The organism is Streptomyces sp. NPDC090499 (assembly GCF_044769305.1).
GTDB lineage: Bacteria > Actinomycetota > Actinomycetes > Streptomycetales > Streptomycetaceae > Streptomyces.
On the sequence record NZ_JBIVXP010000026.1, the window covers coordinates 90,094 to 106,348 of the forward strand.

Below are 16,255 nucleotides of genomic sequence, written 5' to 3' on the forward strand. Positions count from 1 at the left end.
CCGGGTTCACACCTCCGTGCGCAGCAGGCGCATGTAGACGACGGAGAAGAGCGAACCGACCAGGAGAAGGAGCAGGGCGACCGCCGTCCCGTACCCGATCATGCTGTTCTGGAAGGCCTGTTCGTACATGAAGAGGGGAAGCGTCTGGCTCTTGTCGCCGGGGCCGCCCCGGGTCATCACCCAGATCAGCCCGAAGACGGAGAGCGTCTGGAGGGTGTTGAGCATCAGGTTCGTCCCGATGGACCGCCGGATCATCGGCAGCGTGATGTGCCACATCCGCCGCCAGCCGCCGGCGCCGTCCACCTCCGCCGACTCCTCGATCTCGTTGGGTATCTCGTCGAGGGCGGCGGAGTAGACCAGCATCGAGAAGGCCGTGCCCCGCCACACGTTGGCGAAGGACACGGCCAGGATGGGGAGGGTGAACAGCCAGTTCTGCGACGGCAGATGAAGGAAGTCGAGGATGGCGTTGAGGGTGCCCTCCCTGCGGAAGAAGGCGTAGAGCAGAAATCCGGCGACGACCTCCGGCAGCACCCATGCCGTGACCACGATCCCCCCGGTGACGGTCCGCACCGGCTTCGACGCCCGCCGCATCAGCGCGGCGAGCGCGAGCCCCAGCGTGTTCTGCCCGACGAGCGAGGACAGCACGGTGAAGACGAGGGTCAGCCAGACGGCGTTCAGGAAGGCGTCGTCGTGGAACGCCCTGCGGAAGTTGGCGAAACCCACGAAGGACGAGTGTGCCTGCCCGGTGAGCTGGAGGTCGGTGAAGGCGATCCAGGCGCAGTAGACGATCGGCCCGCCCAGGAAGAGGAGGAGCAGGACCAGGGCGGGGGCGAGCGGGAGGGTGCGGGCGAGACGACGGGTGATCACCGGGTGACCACTTGGCCGTCGGTGACGTCCTTGAGGTTCGAGTCGTACTGGCTCGCCGCCTTGTCGACCGACGCGTCCCCGGTGGTCACGCTCTCCATGGCCTCCTGGATGGCGGTGGAGACCTTCGGGTAGGCCGTGTAGGCGGGCCGGTAGTGCGTGCTGGCGACGAGATCGGTGAAGAACCTGATGCCGGGCTGGGCGGACGTGTACGACGGGTCGCTCGCGACGTCCTTGCGCACCGCGATCCCCGAGTTGGCGATGTACCACTTCTCGGCGTTCGCCTTGGTCTGCATGGTCTTGATGAAGTCGAAGGCGAGGTCGGGGTTGCCGGCCTTGGCGGGGACCGCCCAGGTCCAGCCGCCGGACATGCTCACCTTGCCGGGGGCCTGCCCGTGCTGGGTCGGCATGTAGGCGAGCCCGAGCTGCTGGGACCAGTCGGGCCACTCGTGGCCGCTGCCCTTGCCCCACGACTGCGGCAGCCAGGACCCGTCGAGGTTGATGCCCAGCTTGCCCTGGGGCATCAGCTCACCCCAGACCGTGTTCCGGTAGTTGGGGTCGAGCGCGTCGGACACGTCCGGCCCGAGCTTGTCCTTGTACACGGTCTCGACGAAGGACAGCGCGTCCTTGAACCCCTGGCTCCCGGCGATCCACTTCTTGCTGGTCTTGTCGTAGAGCGGGTCGCCGGTCCCGTCGTTGGTGCCGTACAGCAGCATCTCGAAGCCCTGCATGCTGGCGGTCTCACCGGCGGCCTTGCCGGTGTAGACGTTGAGGGGCGTGACGCCCGGGACCTTCTTCTTGATCGTCCGGGCGGCGGCCAGCACGTCGTCCCAGCTCTTCGGCTGCCAGTCGGTGGGCAGCCCGGCCTTCGCGAACACCCGCTTGTCGAACCAGAGTCCGCGGGTGTCGGTGCCGTCCGGCACACCGTACGTCTTCCCGTCCTCGCCCCTGGCCGCCGACTTCGCGGTGTCGATGAACTGCCCCCAGTCCGGCCACTTGGCGAGGTAGGAGTCGAGGGGCTTCAGGTACCCGCTGGTGATGTCGGAGTTGATGAGGAAGGTGTCCTCGTAGACGAGGTCGGGAGCGGTCCGCGGGGACCGCAGCATCTGCTGGAGCTTGGTGTAGTAGTCCGCGTCCGAGGCCTTGATGGGGACGAGTTCGACCTTCTTCCCCGGGTACTCCTTCTCGAACTGCTTCTTGATGTCCGCGAGATAGGTGTCCGTCACCTTGACGGAGTTGTCCATCGACTGCTTGAAGGAGACCTTCACGGTGTCCGGACTGCTTCCGGACCCGCTGCCGCACGCGCTGAGCGAGGCGGCGGCGGTGACGACGGCGAGGGCAACGATGCTGACGGCGGTGGGGCGCACGGGCACGACCTCCTCGGCGGCCACTCCGCTGTGGCCTGGGGGTTCGTCTCTCTTGCCGTGTGAAGGTAAGTGGAGTGGTCTAGTCAGGTCAATGTGCGTGCAGGGGATTGGTGACCGGGGGAGGGGCCGGGGCCCGCCCGGCGGACCATGGGCGGAGCCGGAGCGGACGCGCAGGTCGCGCCGGTTATCCGGGTGCGCACCGCGGTCGGCCGTGGCAGGCTCCGCGTATGTCGGTCGTCGGTGTGTCTCCGCAGGTGTCCATCGCGTACGAGAGCTTCGGCGACCCCGGAGACCCCGCTGTGCTGCTCGTGATGGGGTTCGGCGCGCAGATGATCGCCTGGCACGAGGACTTCTGCCGGGCGCTGGCGGACCGCGGCCGGCACGTGATCCGGTACGACAACCGTGACTGCGGGCTGTCCACCAGGTTCGACGACCACCCCGTCGACATGGGCGAGTTCATCGCCGCCGTCAGCTCGGGTGACCTTCCGGCCGCCCTCGCGATGGTCCCCTACCGGCTTTCCGACATGGCCGACGACGGCCTCGGCCTGCTCACCGCCCTGGGTGTCGAACGGGCCCACGTGGTCGGTGCCTCGATGGGGGGAATGATCGCCCAGACGATGGCGATCGCCGCCCCGGAGCGGGTGCTGACCCTGACGTCGATGATGTCCTCGACCGGCGAGAGCGAGTACGGCAGGACCAGCCCCGAAGCCCAGGCGGTGCTGTTCGGTCCGAAGCCCGCGGACCGCGAGGGGTACGTCGCGGCGGCGGAGAACGAACTGGTGTGGGCCTCCAAGCGATACGGCGACGCCGCGGCGCTGCGCGAACTGGCGGCGGCCGGCTACGACCGAGCCCACTACCCCGCGGGGATCGGCCGACAGCTCGGCGCGATGGTCCTCAGCGGGTCACGCGCGGACGCACTTCGCGAACTCGTGATGCCGACGCTGGTGATCCACGGCCTGGACGACACGCTGATCGACCCGAGCGGCGGCAAACGCACCGCGGAGCTGGTGCCGGGCGCCCGGCTCCTGCTGCTCCCCGACATGGGCCACGACCGCCCACGCGAGCTGTGGCCCCAGCTCATCGACGCCGTGGTGGAGCACACCGGCTGAGCGGAGACCCGCCGCCCACCCGGCCCGTCCGGCGGCGGACGGGCAAGGGCCAGGTCGGGCGGGGTATCGTCGTCCGGCGCGAGTCGGCCCGTCGGGTGGGGGAGAGCCGCATGCCGGAACAAGGCGTCACCGTCGGGCAGTTGCTGCTCGCCGAGTACCAGACGATCAAGGACGAGCAGAAGGCGCGCATCGGGTTCCGGGACAACCTGCTGTACGTGACGCTCGGGGTGGTGGCCGCCGTCATCGCGGCTGCCGCGCAGGCGAAGCAGCCGTCGATGCTGCTGGCGTTGCCGCCGGTGTGCGTGGTGCTCGGGTGGACGTACCTGGTCAACGACGAGAAGATCTCGGCGATCGGGCTCTACGTGCGGGACGAGCTGGGGCCCCGGCTCGCTCGACTGGCGTCCGCCGAGGCGGAGTTCGCCACCTTCGGCTGGGAGGCGTACCACCGGACCGACGTCCGGCGGCGGACCCGCAAGACGATCCAGGCCGTGATCGACCTGACGGCGTTCTGCGCGGTGCCGCTGGCCGCGCTGGCGGTGTTCTGGGCGGGTGGCGACCGCGGCAGGCTGCTGGTCGGCCTGTCGGTGCTGGAGGCGCTCGCGGTGGTGGGGCTCGGGGTGCAGGTGCTGCTGTACATGAGGCCGGCGGGACCGGGACGGACCCCGGCCTGACGCCGTACCGTCGATGCTCACGCATGGAGGGCATCGGGCACCTCGCCGATGCCCGATGCCCGATGCCCGTACCCAGGGCGACAGGCTCACCGCCGGCCCCACCGATAGACCAGCTCCGGCCTCCCCACCTGCCCGTACAGCGGACTCCGCCCCGCCCGTCCCGCCTCCACCAGGTGCTCCAGGTACCGCCGGGCCGTGATGCGTGAGATCCCCACGCTCTCCGCGAGCGCCGCCGCGGTCAGGCCCTCCTCCGACTCCCGCAGCGCGATCGTCACGCGCTCCAGCGTCGGCGCGCTCAGCCCCTTCGGCAGGGCCGCGGGCGACGGCGCCCGCAGTGCCGCCAGGGCCCGGTCCACCTCGTCCTGGCCGCTGGCCTCGCCCGCCGCCGCCCGGAACTCGGCGTACCGGGTCAGCCGGTCGCGGAGGGTCGCGAAGGTGAACGGCTTCAGGACGTACTGGACCACACCCAGCGAGACGCCCTCCCGGACCACCGCCAGATCGCGGGCCGACGTGACCGCTATGACGTCCGCCTGATGCCCCGCCGCCCGCAGCGAGCGCGCGAACTGCAGGCCGTGCACGTCCGGCAGGTGCAGGTCAAGCAGGAGCAGGTCCACCGGCGTGCGGTCCAGGATGCGCCGGGCCTCCGCCCCCGTGTGCGCCTTGCCCACCGCCACGAACCCCGGCACCCGGCCGACGTACATGACGTGCGCGTCCGCGGCCACCGGGTCGTCCTCGACCACCAGGACCCTGATCGGCTCCCCGGTCATCCGGCCCCGCCCCCCGTCACCGACGACCGCAGCGGCAGCCGTACCTCGAACACCGCTCCGCCCTCCGGCGCCTCGGTCACCGTCAGGGTGCCGTCCAGCCGTACGACCGCCTGCCGCACCAGCGCCAGGCCGAGCCCCCGGCCGCCCGGTCCCGCCGGCTTCGTCGAGAAGCCGCGCTGGAAGACCAGCTCGGCGTGGGCGGGGTCGACCCCCGCGCCCGTGTCCGTCACCCGCATCACCAACTCGGCGTCCTCCGCGTACGCGGTCACCGTCACGCGTGCCCCGACCGTGCCCTGGGCCGCGTCCACCGCGTTGTCGATCAGGTTGCCGAGGATGGTGACCAGATCGCGCGCCGACAGGCTCTCCGGTAGCAAACCGTCATCCAGCCGGCTCTCGTCCGAGACCACCAGCTCCACGCCCCGCTCGTTCGCCTGCGCGGTCTTGCCCAGCAGGAGGGCGGCGAGGACCGGCTCGCTGACGGCGGCCACCACCTGGTCGGTCAGCGCCTGGGCCAGCTCCAGCTCCGCGGTCGCGAAGTCCACCGCCTCCTCCGCCCGGCCGAGTTCGATGAGCGAGACCACCGTGTGCAGTCGGTTCGCCGCCTCGTGCGCCTGCGAGCGCAGCGCCTGCGTGAAGCCGCGTTCCGAGTCCAACTCGCCCATCAGCGACTGGAGTTCGGTGACATCCCGGAGGGTGACCACCGTGCCGCGCCGCTCACCGCCCGAGACCGGGGACGTGTTCACCACCAGGACCCGGTCCGCCGTCAGGTGCACCTCGTCCACCCGGGGCTCGGAGGCCAGCAACGCGCCGGTCAGCGGGGCCGGCAGACCCAGCTCGGCCACCGAACGTCCGATCACGTCCTCCTCGGCGCCCACCCCCAGCAGTTCCCGGCCCCCGTCGTTGATGAGCGCCACCCGGTACTGGCCGTCCAGCATCAGCAGACCCTCGCGCACCGCGTGCAGCGCCGCCTGGTGGTAGTCGTGCATGTGGCTCAGTTCCGCGGCGTTCATGCCGTGGGTGTGGCGGCGCAGCCGGGCGTTGACGACGTACGTGCCCAGCGCGCCCAGCAGCAGTGCGCTCGCCGCCACCCCGAGCAGCGCCGTCACCTGTTCCTGGACCCGCTGGCTGATCGCCTCCACCCTGATGCCGGCGCTCACCAGGCCGATCACCCGGCCCTTCTCCTCCACCGGGGTCACCGTGCGTACCGAGGCGCCCAGGGTGCCCTTGTAGGTCTCGCTGTAGGTGTGGCCCTGCTGGGCCGCCTCGATGTGGCCGAGATAGTGCTTGCCGATCTGGGTCTCGTCGGGGTGGGTCCAGCGGACGCCGTCCGGAGTCATGATCGTGATGAAGTCGACGCCGGTGTCCCGCATCACCTGGAGGGCGTACGGCTGGAGCTCGGCCGTCGGGTTCGCGGTGTGGATCGCCGCGCGGACGGACGGGGAGTCGGCGACCGACCGGGCCACCGCCGTCGCCTGCCGGGTCGCCGCGTCCTCCGCCTGGTGGCGGTCGCTGACGTACGTGAACAGCGCGTAACCGGCGACCACGACCGCTATCAGCACGGCCTGCATGGCGAAGAGCTGGCCGGCCAGGCTGCGGGGGCGGGGGACGGACGGAAAACGCATGTCAGCAGTGTGCCTCCCGAGCCGGGCGTGAACTCAATGAACGGAAGGGTGACCGCCCTCACAGACCGGGAGATAGTCACGGCATCCCCCACATCGCCCGGACGTGAGCCGCACGCCGGTGGTACCGACGAAGACGTCAAGGAGGGCAGCCGTGGCCGCAGCCAGCACCCCCGATACGGCACCTGCCGCACCCGCTGTGAAGCGGGACCGCACCCATTACCTGTACATCGCCGTGATCGCCGCGGTGGCGCTCGGCATCGTCGTGGGGCTCGTCTGGCCCGACGCCGGGGTCGAGCTGAAGCCGCTCGGGACCGGCTTCGTCAACCTGATCAAGATGATGATCTCGCCGATCATCTTCTGCACGATCGTGCTCGGGATCGGGTCCGTACGGAAGGCCGCCAAGGTCGGTGCCGTCGGCGGCATCGCGCTCGGCTACTTCCTGGTGATGTCGCTGGTCGCGCTCACCATCGGCCTGGTGGTCGGCAACATCCTGCACCCCGGTGACGGGCTGCACATCACCGACGCCCTCAAGGCCACCGGTCACGCCCAGGTGGACTCCGAGGCGCTCGGCGGCGTCGACTTCGTGCTGTCGATCATCCCGACCACGTTCGTCTCCGCCTTCACCGAGGGCCAGGTGCTGCAGACGCTGCTGATCGCGCTGCTCGCCGGGTTCGCGCTGCAGGCCATGGGGTCGGCGGGGCAGCCGGTGCTGCGCGGTGTCGAGCACATCCAGCGGCTCGTCTTCCGCATTCTGGGCATGATCATGTGGGCCGCGCCGATCGGTGCGTTCGGTGCCATCGCCGCCGTCGTCGGCTCCGCCGGCATCGACGCGCTCAAGAGCCTCGCCGTGCTGATGCTCGGCTTCTACGTCACCTGCGTGCTCTTCGTCTTCGTGGTGCTGGGGACGGTGCTGCGGGTCGTCTCCGGGCTCAACATCTTCCTGCTGTTCAAGTACCTCGCCCGCGAGTTCCTGCTGATCCTGTCCACCTCCTCCTCCGAGTCCGCGCTGCCGCGGCTCATCGCGAAGATGGAGCACCTGGGCGTCAGCAAGCCGGTCGTCGGCATCACCGTCCCGACCGGGTACTCCTTCAACCTCGACGGCACCATGATCTACATGACCATGGCGTCGCTGTACATCGCGGACGCCCTCGGCACGCCGATGTCGGTCGGCGAGCAGATCCCGCTGCTGCTCTTCCTGCTGCTGGCCTCCAAGGGTGCGGCGGGTGTCAGCGGCGCCGGTCTCGCCACGCTGGCCGGCGGTCTGCAGTCGCACAAGCCCGCGCTGGTGGACGGCGTCGGTCTGATCGTCGGCATCGACCGGTTCATGAGCGAGGCCCGCGCGCTGACCAACTTCGCGGGGAACGCGGTCGCGACGGTCCTGATCGGTACCTGGACCAAGGAGATCGACAAGGACCGGGTGCAGCAGGTGCTGGCGGGTGAGCTGCCGTTCGACGAGAAGACGCTGCTGGACGAGGGGGAGCCGGGGGTTGCGCCTGACCTTCCCGAGCAGCGGGAGGAGCTGGCGAAGGCGTAGTGCGCCGTCGTCGTCGGCTGCGGGTGGGTGGGGGCTGGTCGCGCAGTTCCTCGCGCCCCTCAAGGGGCGCTGCACCGCGGCATCTGTGAAGCCGCCGGACGTCCGGCCCGGCCTGAACCCGGGCCGGGCGTCCGGTCACCGTTCGCCGGGCGGCTGGGAACTCCCCCCGTTGTCCAGCCGCCCGGTCCACCCCCTCGGTCCCGCCTGTCAGACGTATCCACTAACGTGCCGTTCCTGTCCAACGGGAACGGCACATCGGTATTTGGAGGCACGGGGGATGGCGATCGACTGGGACCGTCGGCACTGCGCACGCAAGGGGCATGTGACCTATGCCCCGGACGACCCGCGGCTGCGGGTGCGGCTGCACGCGCAGACCGCGGTCGGGGACGCCTGGCGGTGTCTGCGCTGCGGCGACTTCGCGCTCGGCGAGCCGCACGGCTCGGGGCCCGCCGACGACGCTCCGCTGGTGCCGCGCGGGAAGGTGCTGCGGGACCTGTTCATCCTGCGCTTCCTCGCGATCGAGCGGGCCGTGCGCGGGGTGTTCATCGTGCTGGTCGCGGTCGCGGTGTGGAAGTTCAGCAACAGCCAGGACGCGGTGCGCAGGCTCTTCAACGAGTACCTGGACACCTTCCGGCCGGTCTTCAAGCACTTCCACTACGACCTCGACCACTCACCGGTCGTCGGGTCCATCCAGAAGGCCTTCGGCTACAAGCACTCCACGCTGCTGCTGGTGGCCGCGCTGCTGCTGGCGTACGCGCTGATCGAGCTCGTGGAGGCGGTCGGCCTCTGGTACGCCAAGCGGTGGGCGGAGTACCTCACGGTCGTCGCCACCGCCGCCTTCCTGCCGCTGGAGATCTGGGAGCTCACCGAGAAGGTCAGCTACCTGAAGATCGCGACCCTCGTGCTCAACATCCTCGCGGTGCTCTACATCGCCCTCGCCAAGCGGCTGTTCGGGCTGCGGGGCGGGCGCAAGGCCTTCGACGAGGAGCGGCACAGCGCCTCGCTCCTGGAGGTCGAGGAGTCCGCGGGGGTCGAGCCGAGCTTGTCCTGACGTCGGCGTCAAGTCCTACCGTCGTAGGCATGCGAATCGGCGAGCTGGCCGCACGGGCCGGGACCACCACGCGGGCCCTGCGGTACTACGAGGCACGTGGGCTGCTGCCCGCGCGGCGGGCCGGGAACGGGCATCGGACGTACGACGAGAGTGACCTGAGGCTGCTCACGCAGATCCGGACGCTGCAGGACTTCGGGTTCGAGCTGGAGGAGACCCGGCCGTTCGTGGAGTGCCTGCGGGCCGGGCACCCGGAGGGCGACACCTGCCCGGCGTCGCTCGCGGTCTACCGGCGCAAGCTGGCGGAGCTGGACTCGCTGATCGGCGAGTTGCAGGCCGTGCGGGCGACGGTCGGGGCCCAGCTGGAGCGGGCCGAGCGGGCGCGGGACGTACTGGCCGCCGAGGCGTTGGCTCCGGGGGGTCCGGAGCCGGTCTGCGAACTGGGAGGGACCGGGCGATGATCAAGGCGGCTGGTGTGGCCGAGGTGACGGACGCGGACTTCGCGGCGGAGGTGATCGGGGCGGAGCTGCCGGTGCTGGTGGAGTTCACCGCCGACTGGTGCCCGCCGTGCCGGCAGATGGGCCCGGTGCTGACGGCTCTCGCGGCGGAGGCGGGCGAGTGGCTGAAGGTCGTGCAGTTGGACGTGGACACCAATCCGGAGACGACGAACGCGTACGGGGTGCTGTCCATGCCGACGTTCATGGTGTTCCGGGGCGGTGAGCCGGTGCGCTCGATGGTGGGCGCCCGGCCCAGGCGGCGGCTCCTCGAGGAGCTGGCCGACGCGCTGCCCGGCGTACTGCCCGACGTACTGCGCTGAACCGACCGCTAATACGAAGAATCCCCCGGACAATTGCGTCCGGGGGATTTCTTTGCGTATATTCAAGAGTTCGCGACTTCAGATCGAGGTGGAGTCGATGAAGTCGCGGAGAAGTTCAGTGGGCACAGTATATCCGGGCTGGAGTGGAATTGTCAAACACCGAATTTCCGGACGATGAATTGCGCCATGAGCAGGAATTCATCGACGGACTGTACGCGCGGGTGGACGCCCTGCGCGGCGACACCGAGGACTCGGTCGCGGACGCCCTCGCCCTCGGCGACAAGCCGATGCAGGCCCGCCTGGAGCGGGACATCCTGGTCGCCGAGCGCTCCGGGCTGCTCGCCGCGCTGAACGCCGTCGACGGCTCGCTGTGCTTCGGCCGCATCGACCTGACCTCCGGTACGAAGCATCACATCGGGCGGATCGGGCTGCGCCTGGACGACGCCGAGCGCACCCCGGTCCTCGTCGACTGGCGTGCCGAGGTCGCCCGCCCCTTCTACCTGGCCACCGGCCACACCCCGATGGGCCTGCGCCGCCGCCGGCACATCGCCACCGACGGCCGCCGGGTCGCCGCCCTGCACGACGAGATCCTCGACCTCGGCGACCGCGAGCGCACCGGCCACGAGGACCCGTCCGGCGACGCGGTGCTGCTCGCCGCGCTCAACTCGGCCCGCACCGGACGCATGACCGACATCGTGCAGACCATCCAGGCCGAGCAGGACGAGATCATCCGGGCGCCCCACCGCGGGGTCCTGGTGGTCGAGGGCGGTCCGGGCACCGGAAAGACGGCGGTCGCGCTGCACCGCGCCGCCTTCCTCCTCTACGAGTACCGGGAGCTGCTCGCCAAGCGCGCGGTCCTGATCGTCGGCCCGAACCCCGCCTTCCTCGGCTACATCGGCGAGGTGCTGCCCTCGCTCGGCGAGACGGGTGTGCTGCTGGCCACGGTCGGCGAGCTGTTCCCCGGCGTGAAGGCGACGGCGTCCGACACCCCCGAGGCGGCCGCCGTGAAGGGCCGCGCCGACATGGCCGACGTGCTGGCCGCCGTCGTACACGACCGGCAGGCGCTGCCCGACCCCGTCCTCACCGTCGAGCACGACCGTGAGGTGCTGATGCTCGACGACGGCCTGGTCAACATGGCCCGCGAGCGCACCCGCGCCGCCCGGCTCCCGCACAACGTGGCCCGTGAGCACTTCGAGGGTCACATCCTCAACACCCTCACCGACCTCTACGCCGAACGCGTGGGCACCGACCCCTTCGACGGCAGCAGCCTGCTCGACCCCTCCGACGTCACCCAGATCCGCGACGAACTCGCCGAGAACCCCGAGGTCTGGTCGGCCATCGACCAGCTGTGGCCGCGGCTGACCCCGCAGCGCCTGGTCGCCGACTTCCTCGCCGCCCCCGAGGGCTACCTGAGCGACGAGGACGCGGCCGCGATCCGCCGCCCGGCGACCCGGACCTGGACGGTCTCGGACGTGCCGCTGCTCGACGAGGCGGCCGAGCTGCTCGGCGTGGACGAGCGGGTCGCGCGGGCCCGCGCCGAACGCGAGCGCGAGACCCAGATCGCCTACGCCCAGGGCGTCCTCGACGTCTCCTACGCGTCCCGCACCTACGAGTTCGACGACAAGGAGGACAGCGACCCGGACTCCTCCGAGGTGCTGTCCGCGCACGACATCATCGACGCCGAGCGGTTCGCCGAGCGCCAGGAGGAGGAGGACTTCCGCAGTGCCGCCGAGCGGGCCGCGGCCGACCGCACCTGGGCGTTCGGCCACATCATCGTGGACGAGGCACAGGAACTCTCCCCGATGGCCTGGCGGCTGCTGATGCGGCGCAGCCCGACCCGCTCGATGACCCTGGTCGGCGACCCGGCCCAGACCGCGGAGGCAGCCGGCGTCGGCTCCTGGGCGGACATCCTCCAGCCCTACGTCCAGGACCGCTGGGAGCACACCCGCCTCGGCGTCAACTACCGCACCCCGTCGGAGATCATGGACCTCGCGGCGGCCGTGGTCCGCGCCGAGCACCCGGACTTCGAGCCCCCGAGCTCGGTCCGCTCGACGGGCGTACGGCCGTGGGTGCGCCCGACGGACGACCTGCCCGGCGCCGTCCAGAAGGCGGTCGCCGAACTCGCCCCCGCCGAGGGCCGGCTGGCCGTCATCGCCCCCCGCGACCTGCACCGCGCCCTCGCCGCCCGCCTGGACGGCGTCACGGCCGGTGCCGAGCCCGACCTGACGCGGACGGTCGTCCTGCTCGACCCGCGCCAGGCCAAGGGCCTCGAATTCGACTCGGTCCTCGTGGTGGAACCGGACCGCTACGGCACCAGCGACCTGTACGTGGCCCTGACCCGGGCCACCCAGCGGCTGGGCGTGCTGTACACCGGCGGCCTGCCGGACGGGCTCAGGCAGGCCGCAGCCACACCGTAGCCAGCGGCGGCAGGGTCAGCCGGATGCTCGCCGGGCGGCCGTGGCTGCCCTGCGGCTCCGGCTTGACCGGGTCGGGGTTGGTGACGTCGCTGCCGCCGTAGCGGGCCAGGTCGGTGTTGAGGGTCTCGTGCCAGGCGGGGATCTCGTCCGGGACGCCCAGGCGGTAGTCGCGGACCACGGGGGAGAGGTTGGCGACGGCGAGCAGCGGGGTGCCCTCGGCGTCCAGGCGGAGGAAGGCGAAGACGTTGTCCTCCGCCGCGTCCCCCACGATCCACTGGAAACCGTCGGGCGCCGTGTCCCGCTGCCAGAGCGCCGGGGTCGCCCGGTACACCGCGTTGAGGTCGCGGACCAGGTCCCGCACGCCCCGGTGGTCGGCCGCCGCGCCGTACTGCGGGTCGAGCAGCCACCAGTCCGGGCCGTGCGCCTCCGACCACTCCGAGCCCTGCGCGAACTCCTGCCCCATGAAGAGCAGTTGCTTGCCCGGGTGGGCCCACATGAAGGCCAGGTAGGCGCGGTCGTTGGCGCGCTGCTGCCACCAGTCACCGGGCATCTTGGAGACGAGGGAGCGCTTGCCGTGCACCACCTCGTCGTGGGAGATGGGCAGGACGTAGTTCTCGCTGTACGCGTAGACCATCGAGAAGGTCATCTCGTGGTGGTGGTACCTGCGGTGCACCGGCTCGTGGGACATGTACTCCAGCGAGTCGTGCATCCAGCCCATGTTCCACTTCAGGCCGAAGCCGAGGCCGCCGCTGTCGGTGGGCCGGGTCACGCCCTCCCAGGCCGTCGACTCCTCGGCGATCGTGACCACCCCCGGGGACCGGCGGTAGACCGTCGCGTTCATCTCCTGGAGGAACGCCACCGCGTCCAGGTTCTCCCGGCCGCCGTGCTCGTTCGGCGTCCACTGGCCCGGCTCGCGCGAGTAGTCCAGGTACAGCATGGAGGCGACCGCGTCGACCCGCAGGCCGTCGATGTGGAACTCCTCGCACCAGTACACGGCGTTCGCCACCAGGAAGTTGCGCACCTCGCGGCGGCCGAAGTCGAACTCCAGGGTGCCCCAGTCGGGATGCGCGGCCCGCAGCGGGTCCGCGTGCTCGTACAGCGGGCGGCCGTCGAACTCCGCCAGCGCCCAGTCGTCCCGCGGGAAGTGCGCCGGCACCCAGTCCATCAGCACCCCGATGCCCGCCCGGTGCAGCGCGTCGACCAGGAACCTGAAGTCGTCGGGGGTGCCGAGCCGGGCCGTCGGCGCGTAGAAGCCGGTGACCTGGTAGCCCCAGGAGCCGCCGAAGGGGTGCTCGGCGACCGGCATCAGCTCCACGTGCGTGAAGCCCAGGTCGCCGACGTAGGCGGGCAGTTCCTCGGCCAGCTGCCGGTAGGTCAGGCCGGGGCGCCAGGACGCCAGGTGCACCTCGTAGACCGAGAACGGCGCCTTGTGGACGGGGGTGTCGCCGCGGTGCGCCATCCACTCCGCGTCGTCCCACTCGTGCCGGGACCCGGTGACGATCGACGAGGTGTTCGGGGGCACCTCGGTACGCCGGGCCATCGGGTCCGCCCGCAGCGTCCGGGAGCCGTCCGGGCGGGTGATCTCGAACTTGTACAGCTCGCCCTCGCCGATGCCCGGCAGGAACACCTCCCAGACACCCGAGGAGCCGAGCGAGCGCATCGGAGCGCCGGTGCCGTCCCAGAAGTTGAAGCCGCCGGCCACCCGCACCCCCTGGGCGTTCGGCGCCCACACCGTGAACCGGGTGCCCGGCACGCCCTGCTGGACGGTCGGATGCGCACCGAGCACCTCCCACAGCCGCTCGTGCCGGCCCTCGCCGATCAGGTGCAGGTCCAGGTCGCCGAGGGTGGGCAGGAAGCGGTAGGCGTCCTCGGTCTCCCGGACCGTCCCGTCGTACTCCACCAGCAGCCGGTAGACCGGCACCTCGGAGAGGGGGAGCAGGGCGGAGAAGAACCCGTCGCCGTCGTCGTGCAGTTGGGCCCGCAGATCCCGGCCCGCGACGGCGGTCACCGCGCGGGCGAACGGGCGGAACGCGCGGACGGCGATCCCGCCCGGGACCGGATGCGCGCCCAGCACCGAGTGCGGGTCGTGGTGGGTGCCGTGCAGCAGCCGCTCACGGTCGCCGGCGGCTACGGACACGGGGGTGTTGGAGGTCACGGACGCGTCTCCCGGGGATCAGGTCGGGTCGGGGGTGGCCAGGCGGTGCACGGCCGACAGCGGGACGGGAAGCCAGTCGGGGCGGTGCCGGGCCTCGTAGACGACCTCGTAGACGGCCTTGTCGGTCTCGTAGGCCCGCAGCAGCACGGGGTCGGTGCGCGGGTCGGCGCCGGTGATCTCGGCGTAGCCGGCACAGTAGGCCGCCCGGCAGCCGCGTGCCCAGCCGAGGGCCGGCGGGGTCACCGAGTGGGCCGCGTAGTCGAAGGAGCGCAGCATCCCGGCGATGTCCCGCGCCGGCGGCTGCGGCATCCGGCGCTCGGCCAGCGGGCGGGCCGGCTCCCCCTCGAAGTCGATCAGCGACCACTGACCGGACGGCGCCCGCAGGCACTGCCCCAGGTGCAGGTCGCCGTGGACCCGCTGGGCGGTCCAGGTGCGGCCCTCGGCGGCCAGGTCGGCCAGCGCGGTGTAGGCGGACCGCAGCCCGTCCTCGTACGGCCGCAGCGCGGGCACCGCCTGCACGGCCGCCGCCAGCCGCTCGGTCATGCCGGCGACCTGCGACTCCAGCTGGCTGTGCCCGAGGGTGGCGGTCGGCAGCGCCCGGGCCAGCGCCGTGTGCACCTCGGCGGTGGCCCGCCCCAGCGCCCGCGCCTCGGCCGCGAAGTCCTCGCCCTTGCCCAGCTCGCGCAGCGCCAGCTCCCAGCCGTCGGTCGCGCCCCGCACGAAGGGCTGGAGGACCGCCAGGACGTACGGCTCCGCGGGCTCACCGTGCTCGCCGGCCAGCTCCGCCCGCAGCCAGGCCGTCGGCGCGGGCACCCGGGCGCAGCTCTCGCGGGCCAGGGCCAGGGGTATCTCCAGATCGGGGTTGACACCGGGCACGACCCGGCGCAACAGCTTCAGGATGAACGTATCTCCGTAGACGACCGAGGAGTTGGACTGCTCGGCGGTCAGCAGCCGGGCCACCAGCCCCTCGCGTATCTCCTGGCCCGGTTCGCGCTCGAAGCGCAGGTCGCCGATGCGGGCCCGGGTGCGCAGGGCCTCCAGCAGGACCTCGGCGGGCCGGGGGTCGTACAGCGCGTCGTAGACCGTGTGCCCGGCCAGCGGGCCGTCGGTCAGGTGTCCGATCAGCGCGGGCGCCAGCCTGGGCGGCAGCGCCTCGCGCACGCCTATGAGGAGCTGGTAGCAGTCGCCGGCCTCGGCGGGGGCGGGCGGCTGGTGGGCGCGGACCAGCAGGTGGTGCAGGCCCAGCCGGCCGTCCGAGGGCAGGAGTTCGGTCTCGGCCACCGCGGAGAAGCCGGTGACCGGGGTCCCCTTGCCGGCGAACCAGCGCTGCCGGGGCAGCCACTCGCGCAGCAGGGGGTCGAGCGAGGCGAGGAGAGCGGGAGTGGAGGGGCTGACCGTTTCCGCCATGGCGGTACGTCCTTTCCCCGGTCGTCGGGGGCGTTAGTGATGCGTGCCCCAGGCGGGTCGGCGGAAACCAAACGCCGCCGCCCGGGGTGGACTGTGCCTGTGCGCTCCGCTGGGTGTGCCGTTCTTCGTCTGCGGGCCGGTGGGGGCCGGTCGCGCAGTTCCCCGCGCCCCTTACGGGGCGCTGTCCGCGCGCAGCCGGAACCAGTAGAAGCCGTGCCCGGCCAGGGTGAGCAGGTACGGCAGCTCGCCGACCGCCGGGAAGCGCACCCCGCCGAACAGTTCGACCGGGTGCCGGCCGTCGAACCGCCTGAGGTCCAGCTCGGTGGGCTGGGCGAAGCGGGAGAAGTTGTGGACGCAGAGGACCAGGTCGTCCTCGTACTCGCGCAGGAACGCGATCACCGCCGGGTTGGAGGACTGCAGTTCGGTGTAGGACCCCAGTCCGAAGGCAGGATTCTGCTTGCGGATCTCGATCATGCG

The 16,255-nt window shown here is 71.4% G+C and carries 14 protein-coding genes; 7 read left to right on the forward strand and 7 right to left on the reverse strand.

The features are described 5' to 3' along the window. Positions 1 to 6 precede the first annotated feature (6 nt). Together ACIQVL_RS46900 and ACIQVL_RS46905 are read right to left on the reverse strand one after the other, a co-directional pair. Entirely contained in the window at positions 7 to 867 is an 861-nt protein-coding gene (locus tag ACIQVL_RS46900) for a carbohydrate ABC transporter permease (protein ID WP_403444419.1), read from the reverse strand. Next, a complete protein-coding gene (locus tag ACIQVL_RS46905) occupies positions 864 to 2,231 on the reverse strand; it encodes an extracellular solute-binding protein (protein WP_403444421.1) in 1,368 nt (455 codons plus the stop codon). The genes ACIQVL_RS46900 and ACIQVL_RS46905 overlap by 4 nt, the downstream gene beginning before the upstream one ends. Positions 2,232 to 2,458: 227 nt before the next feature. Between ACIQVL_RS46905 and ACIQVL_RS46910 the strand changes: the two genes are divergently transcribed. After that, entirely contained in the window at positions 2,459 to 3,340 is an 882-nt protein-coding gene (locus tag ACIQVL_RS46910; RefSeq protein WP_403478623.1) for an alpha/beta fold hydrolase, read from the forward strand. 110 nt (positions 3,341 to 3,450) lie between these two features. Then, positions 3,451 to 4,011, forward strand: a complete 561-nt coding sequence (locus ACIQVL_RS46915) for a hypothetical protein (RefSeq protein ID WP_403444427.1) — start codon at positions 3,451 to 3,453, stop codon at positions 4,009 to 4,011. Positions 4,012 to 4,097: 86 nt separating this feature from the next. On the opposite strand, the gene ACIQVL_RS46920 is transcribed toward ACIQVL_RS46915, so the two are convergent. Then, positions 4,098 to 4,778, reverse strand: a complete 681-nt coding sequence (locus ACIQVL_RS46920; RefSeq protein WP_403444430.1) for a response regulator — start codon at positions 4,776 to 4,778, stop codon at positions 4,098 to 4,100. Beyond that, a complete protein-coding gene (locus ACIQVL_RS46925; RefSeq protein WP_403478624.1) occupies positions 4,775 to 6,400 on the reverse strand; it encodes an ATP-binding protein in 1,626 nt (541 codons plus the stop codon). The genes ACIQVL_RS46920 and ACIQVL_RS46925 overlap by 4 nt, the downstream gene beginning before the upstream one ends. Positions 6,401 to 6,551: 151 nt before the next feature. Here ACIQVL_RS46925 and ACIQVL_RS46930 point away from each other — a divergent pair, with 151 nt between their 5' ends. The 5 genes from ACIQVL_RS46930 (at position 6,552) to ACIQVL_RS46950 (ending at position 12,216) form a co-directional block, all read left to right on the forward strand. After that, the gene (locus ACIQVL_RS46930; protein WP_403478625.1) at positions 6,552 to 7,934 is read left to right on the forward strand and encodes a cation:dicarboxylate symporter family transporter; all 1,383 of its coding nucleotides are present in this window, start codon (positions 6,552 to 6,554) and stop codon (positions 7,932 to 7,934) included. Positions 7,935 to 8,211: 277 nt separating this feature from the next. After that, the gene (locus ACIQVL_RS46935; RefSeq protein WP_403444438.1) at positions 8,212 to 8,985 is read left to right on the forward strand and encodes a DUF2127 domain-containing protein; all 774 of its coding nucleotides are present in this window, start codon (positions 8,212 to 8,214) and stop codon (positions 8,983 to 8,985) included. A 29-nt stretch (positions 8,986 to 9,014) separates the two neighbouring features. After that, the gene (locus ACIQVL_RS46940; protein ID WP_403444441.1) at positions 9,015 to 9,443 is read left to right on the forward strand and encodes a MerR family transcriptional regulator; all 429 of its coding nucleotides are present in this window, start codon (positions 9,015 to 9,017) and stop codon (positions 9,441 to 9,443) included. Beyond that, a complete protein-coding gene (locus ACIQVL_RS46945) occupies positions 9,440 to 9,799 on the forward strand; it encodes a thioredoxin family protein (RefSeq protein ID WP_403444443.1) in 360 nt (119 codons plus the stop codon). Before ACIQVL_RS46940 ends, ACIQVL_RS46945 begins: the two co-directional genes overlap by 4 nt. Positions 9,800 to 9,978: 179 nt before the next feature. Next, complete coding sequence (locus ACIQVL_RS46950) at positions 9,979 to 12,216, forward strand: HelD family protein (RefSeq protein ID WP_403478626.1); 2,238 nt, start codon at positions 9,979 to 9,981, stop codon at positions 12,214 to 12,216. On the opposite strand, the gene glgB is transcribed toward ACIQVL_RS46950, so the two are convergent. The 3 genes from glgB to ACIQVL_RS46965 all read right to left on the reverse strand — a co-directional run. After that, positions 12,191 to 14,371, reverse strand: a complete 2,181-nt coding sequence (glgB, locus tag ACIQVL_RS46955) for a 1,4-alpha-glucan branching enzyme (RefSeq protein WP_403478627.1) — start codon at positions 14,369 to 14,371, stop codon at positions 12,191 to 12,193. The two genes, ACIQVL_RS46950 and glgB, sit on opposite strands and share 26 nt — an antisense overlap. Before the next feature lie 18 nt (positions 14,372 to 14,389). Beyond that, positions 14,390 to 15,778, reverse strand: coding sequence for a maltokinase (locus tag ACIQVL_RS46960; RefSeq protein ID WP_403478628.1), 1,389 nt, complete (start codon positions 15,776 to 15,778; stop codon positions 14,390 to 14,392). Positions 15,779 to 15,949: 171 nt separating this feature from the next. After that, positions 15,950 to 16,255 (reverse strand): alpha-glucosidase C-terminal domain-containing protein (locus tag ACIQVL_RS46965; RefSeq protein WP_403478629.1); only part of this gene is annotated, 306 nt, incomplete at its 5' end.

Excerpts from the sequence above, each read along its gene's own strand:
- ACIQVL_RS46910 (WP_403478623.1), top strand. The coding sequence starts at position 2,459 with ATGTCGGTCGTCGGTGTGTCTCCGCAGGTGTCCATCGCGTACGAGAGC.
- ACIQVL_RS46915 (WP_403444427.1), top strand. The coding sequence starts at position 3,451 with ATGCCGGAACAAGGCGTCACCGTCGGGCAGTTGCTGCTCGCCGAGTAC.
- ACIQVL_RS46920 (WP_403444430.1), bottom strand. The coding sequence starts at position 4,778 with ATGACCGGGGAGCCGATCAGGGTCCTGGTGGTCGAGGACGACCCGGTG.
- ACIQVL_RS46925 (WP_403478624.1), bottom strand. The coding sequence starts at position 6,400 with ATGCGTTTTCCGTCCGTCCCCCGCCCCCGCAGCCTGGCCGGCCAGCTC.
- ACIQVL_RS46935 (WP_403444438.1), top strand. The coding sequence starts at position 8,212 with ATGGCGATCGACTGGGACCGTCGGCACTGCGCACGCAAGGGGCATGTG.
- ACIQVL_RS46940 (WP_403444441.1), top strand. The coding sequence starts at position 9,015 with ATGCGAATCGGCGAGCTGGCCGCACGGGCCGGGACCACCACGCGGGCC.
- ACIQVL_RS46945 (WP_403444443.1), top strand. The coding sequence starts at position 9,440 with ATGATCAAGGCGGCTGGTGTGGCCGAGGTGACGGACGCGGACTTCGCG.
- ACIQVL_RS46960 (WP_403478628.1), bottom strand. The coding sequence starts at position 15,778 with ATGGCGGAAACGGTCAGCCCCTCCACTCCCGCTCTCCTCGCCTCGCTC.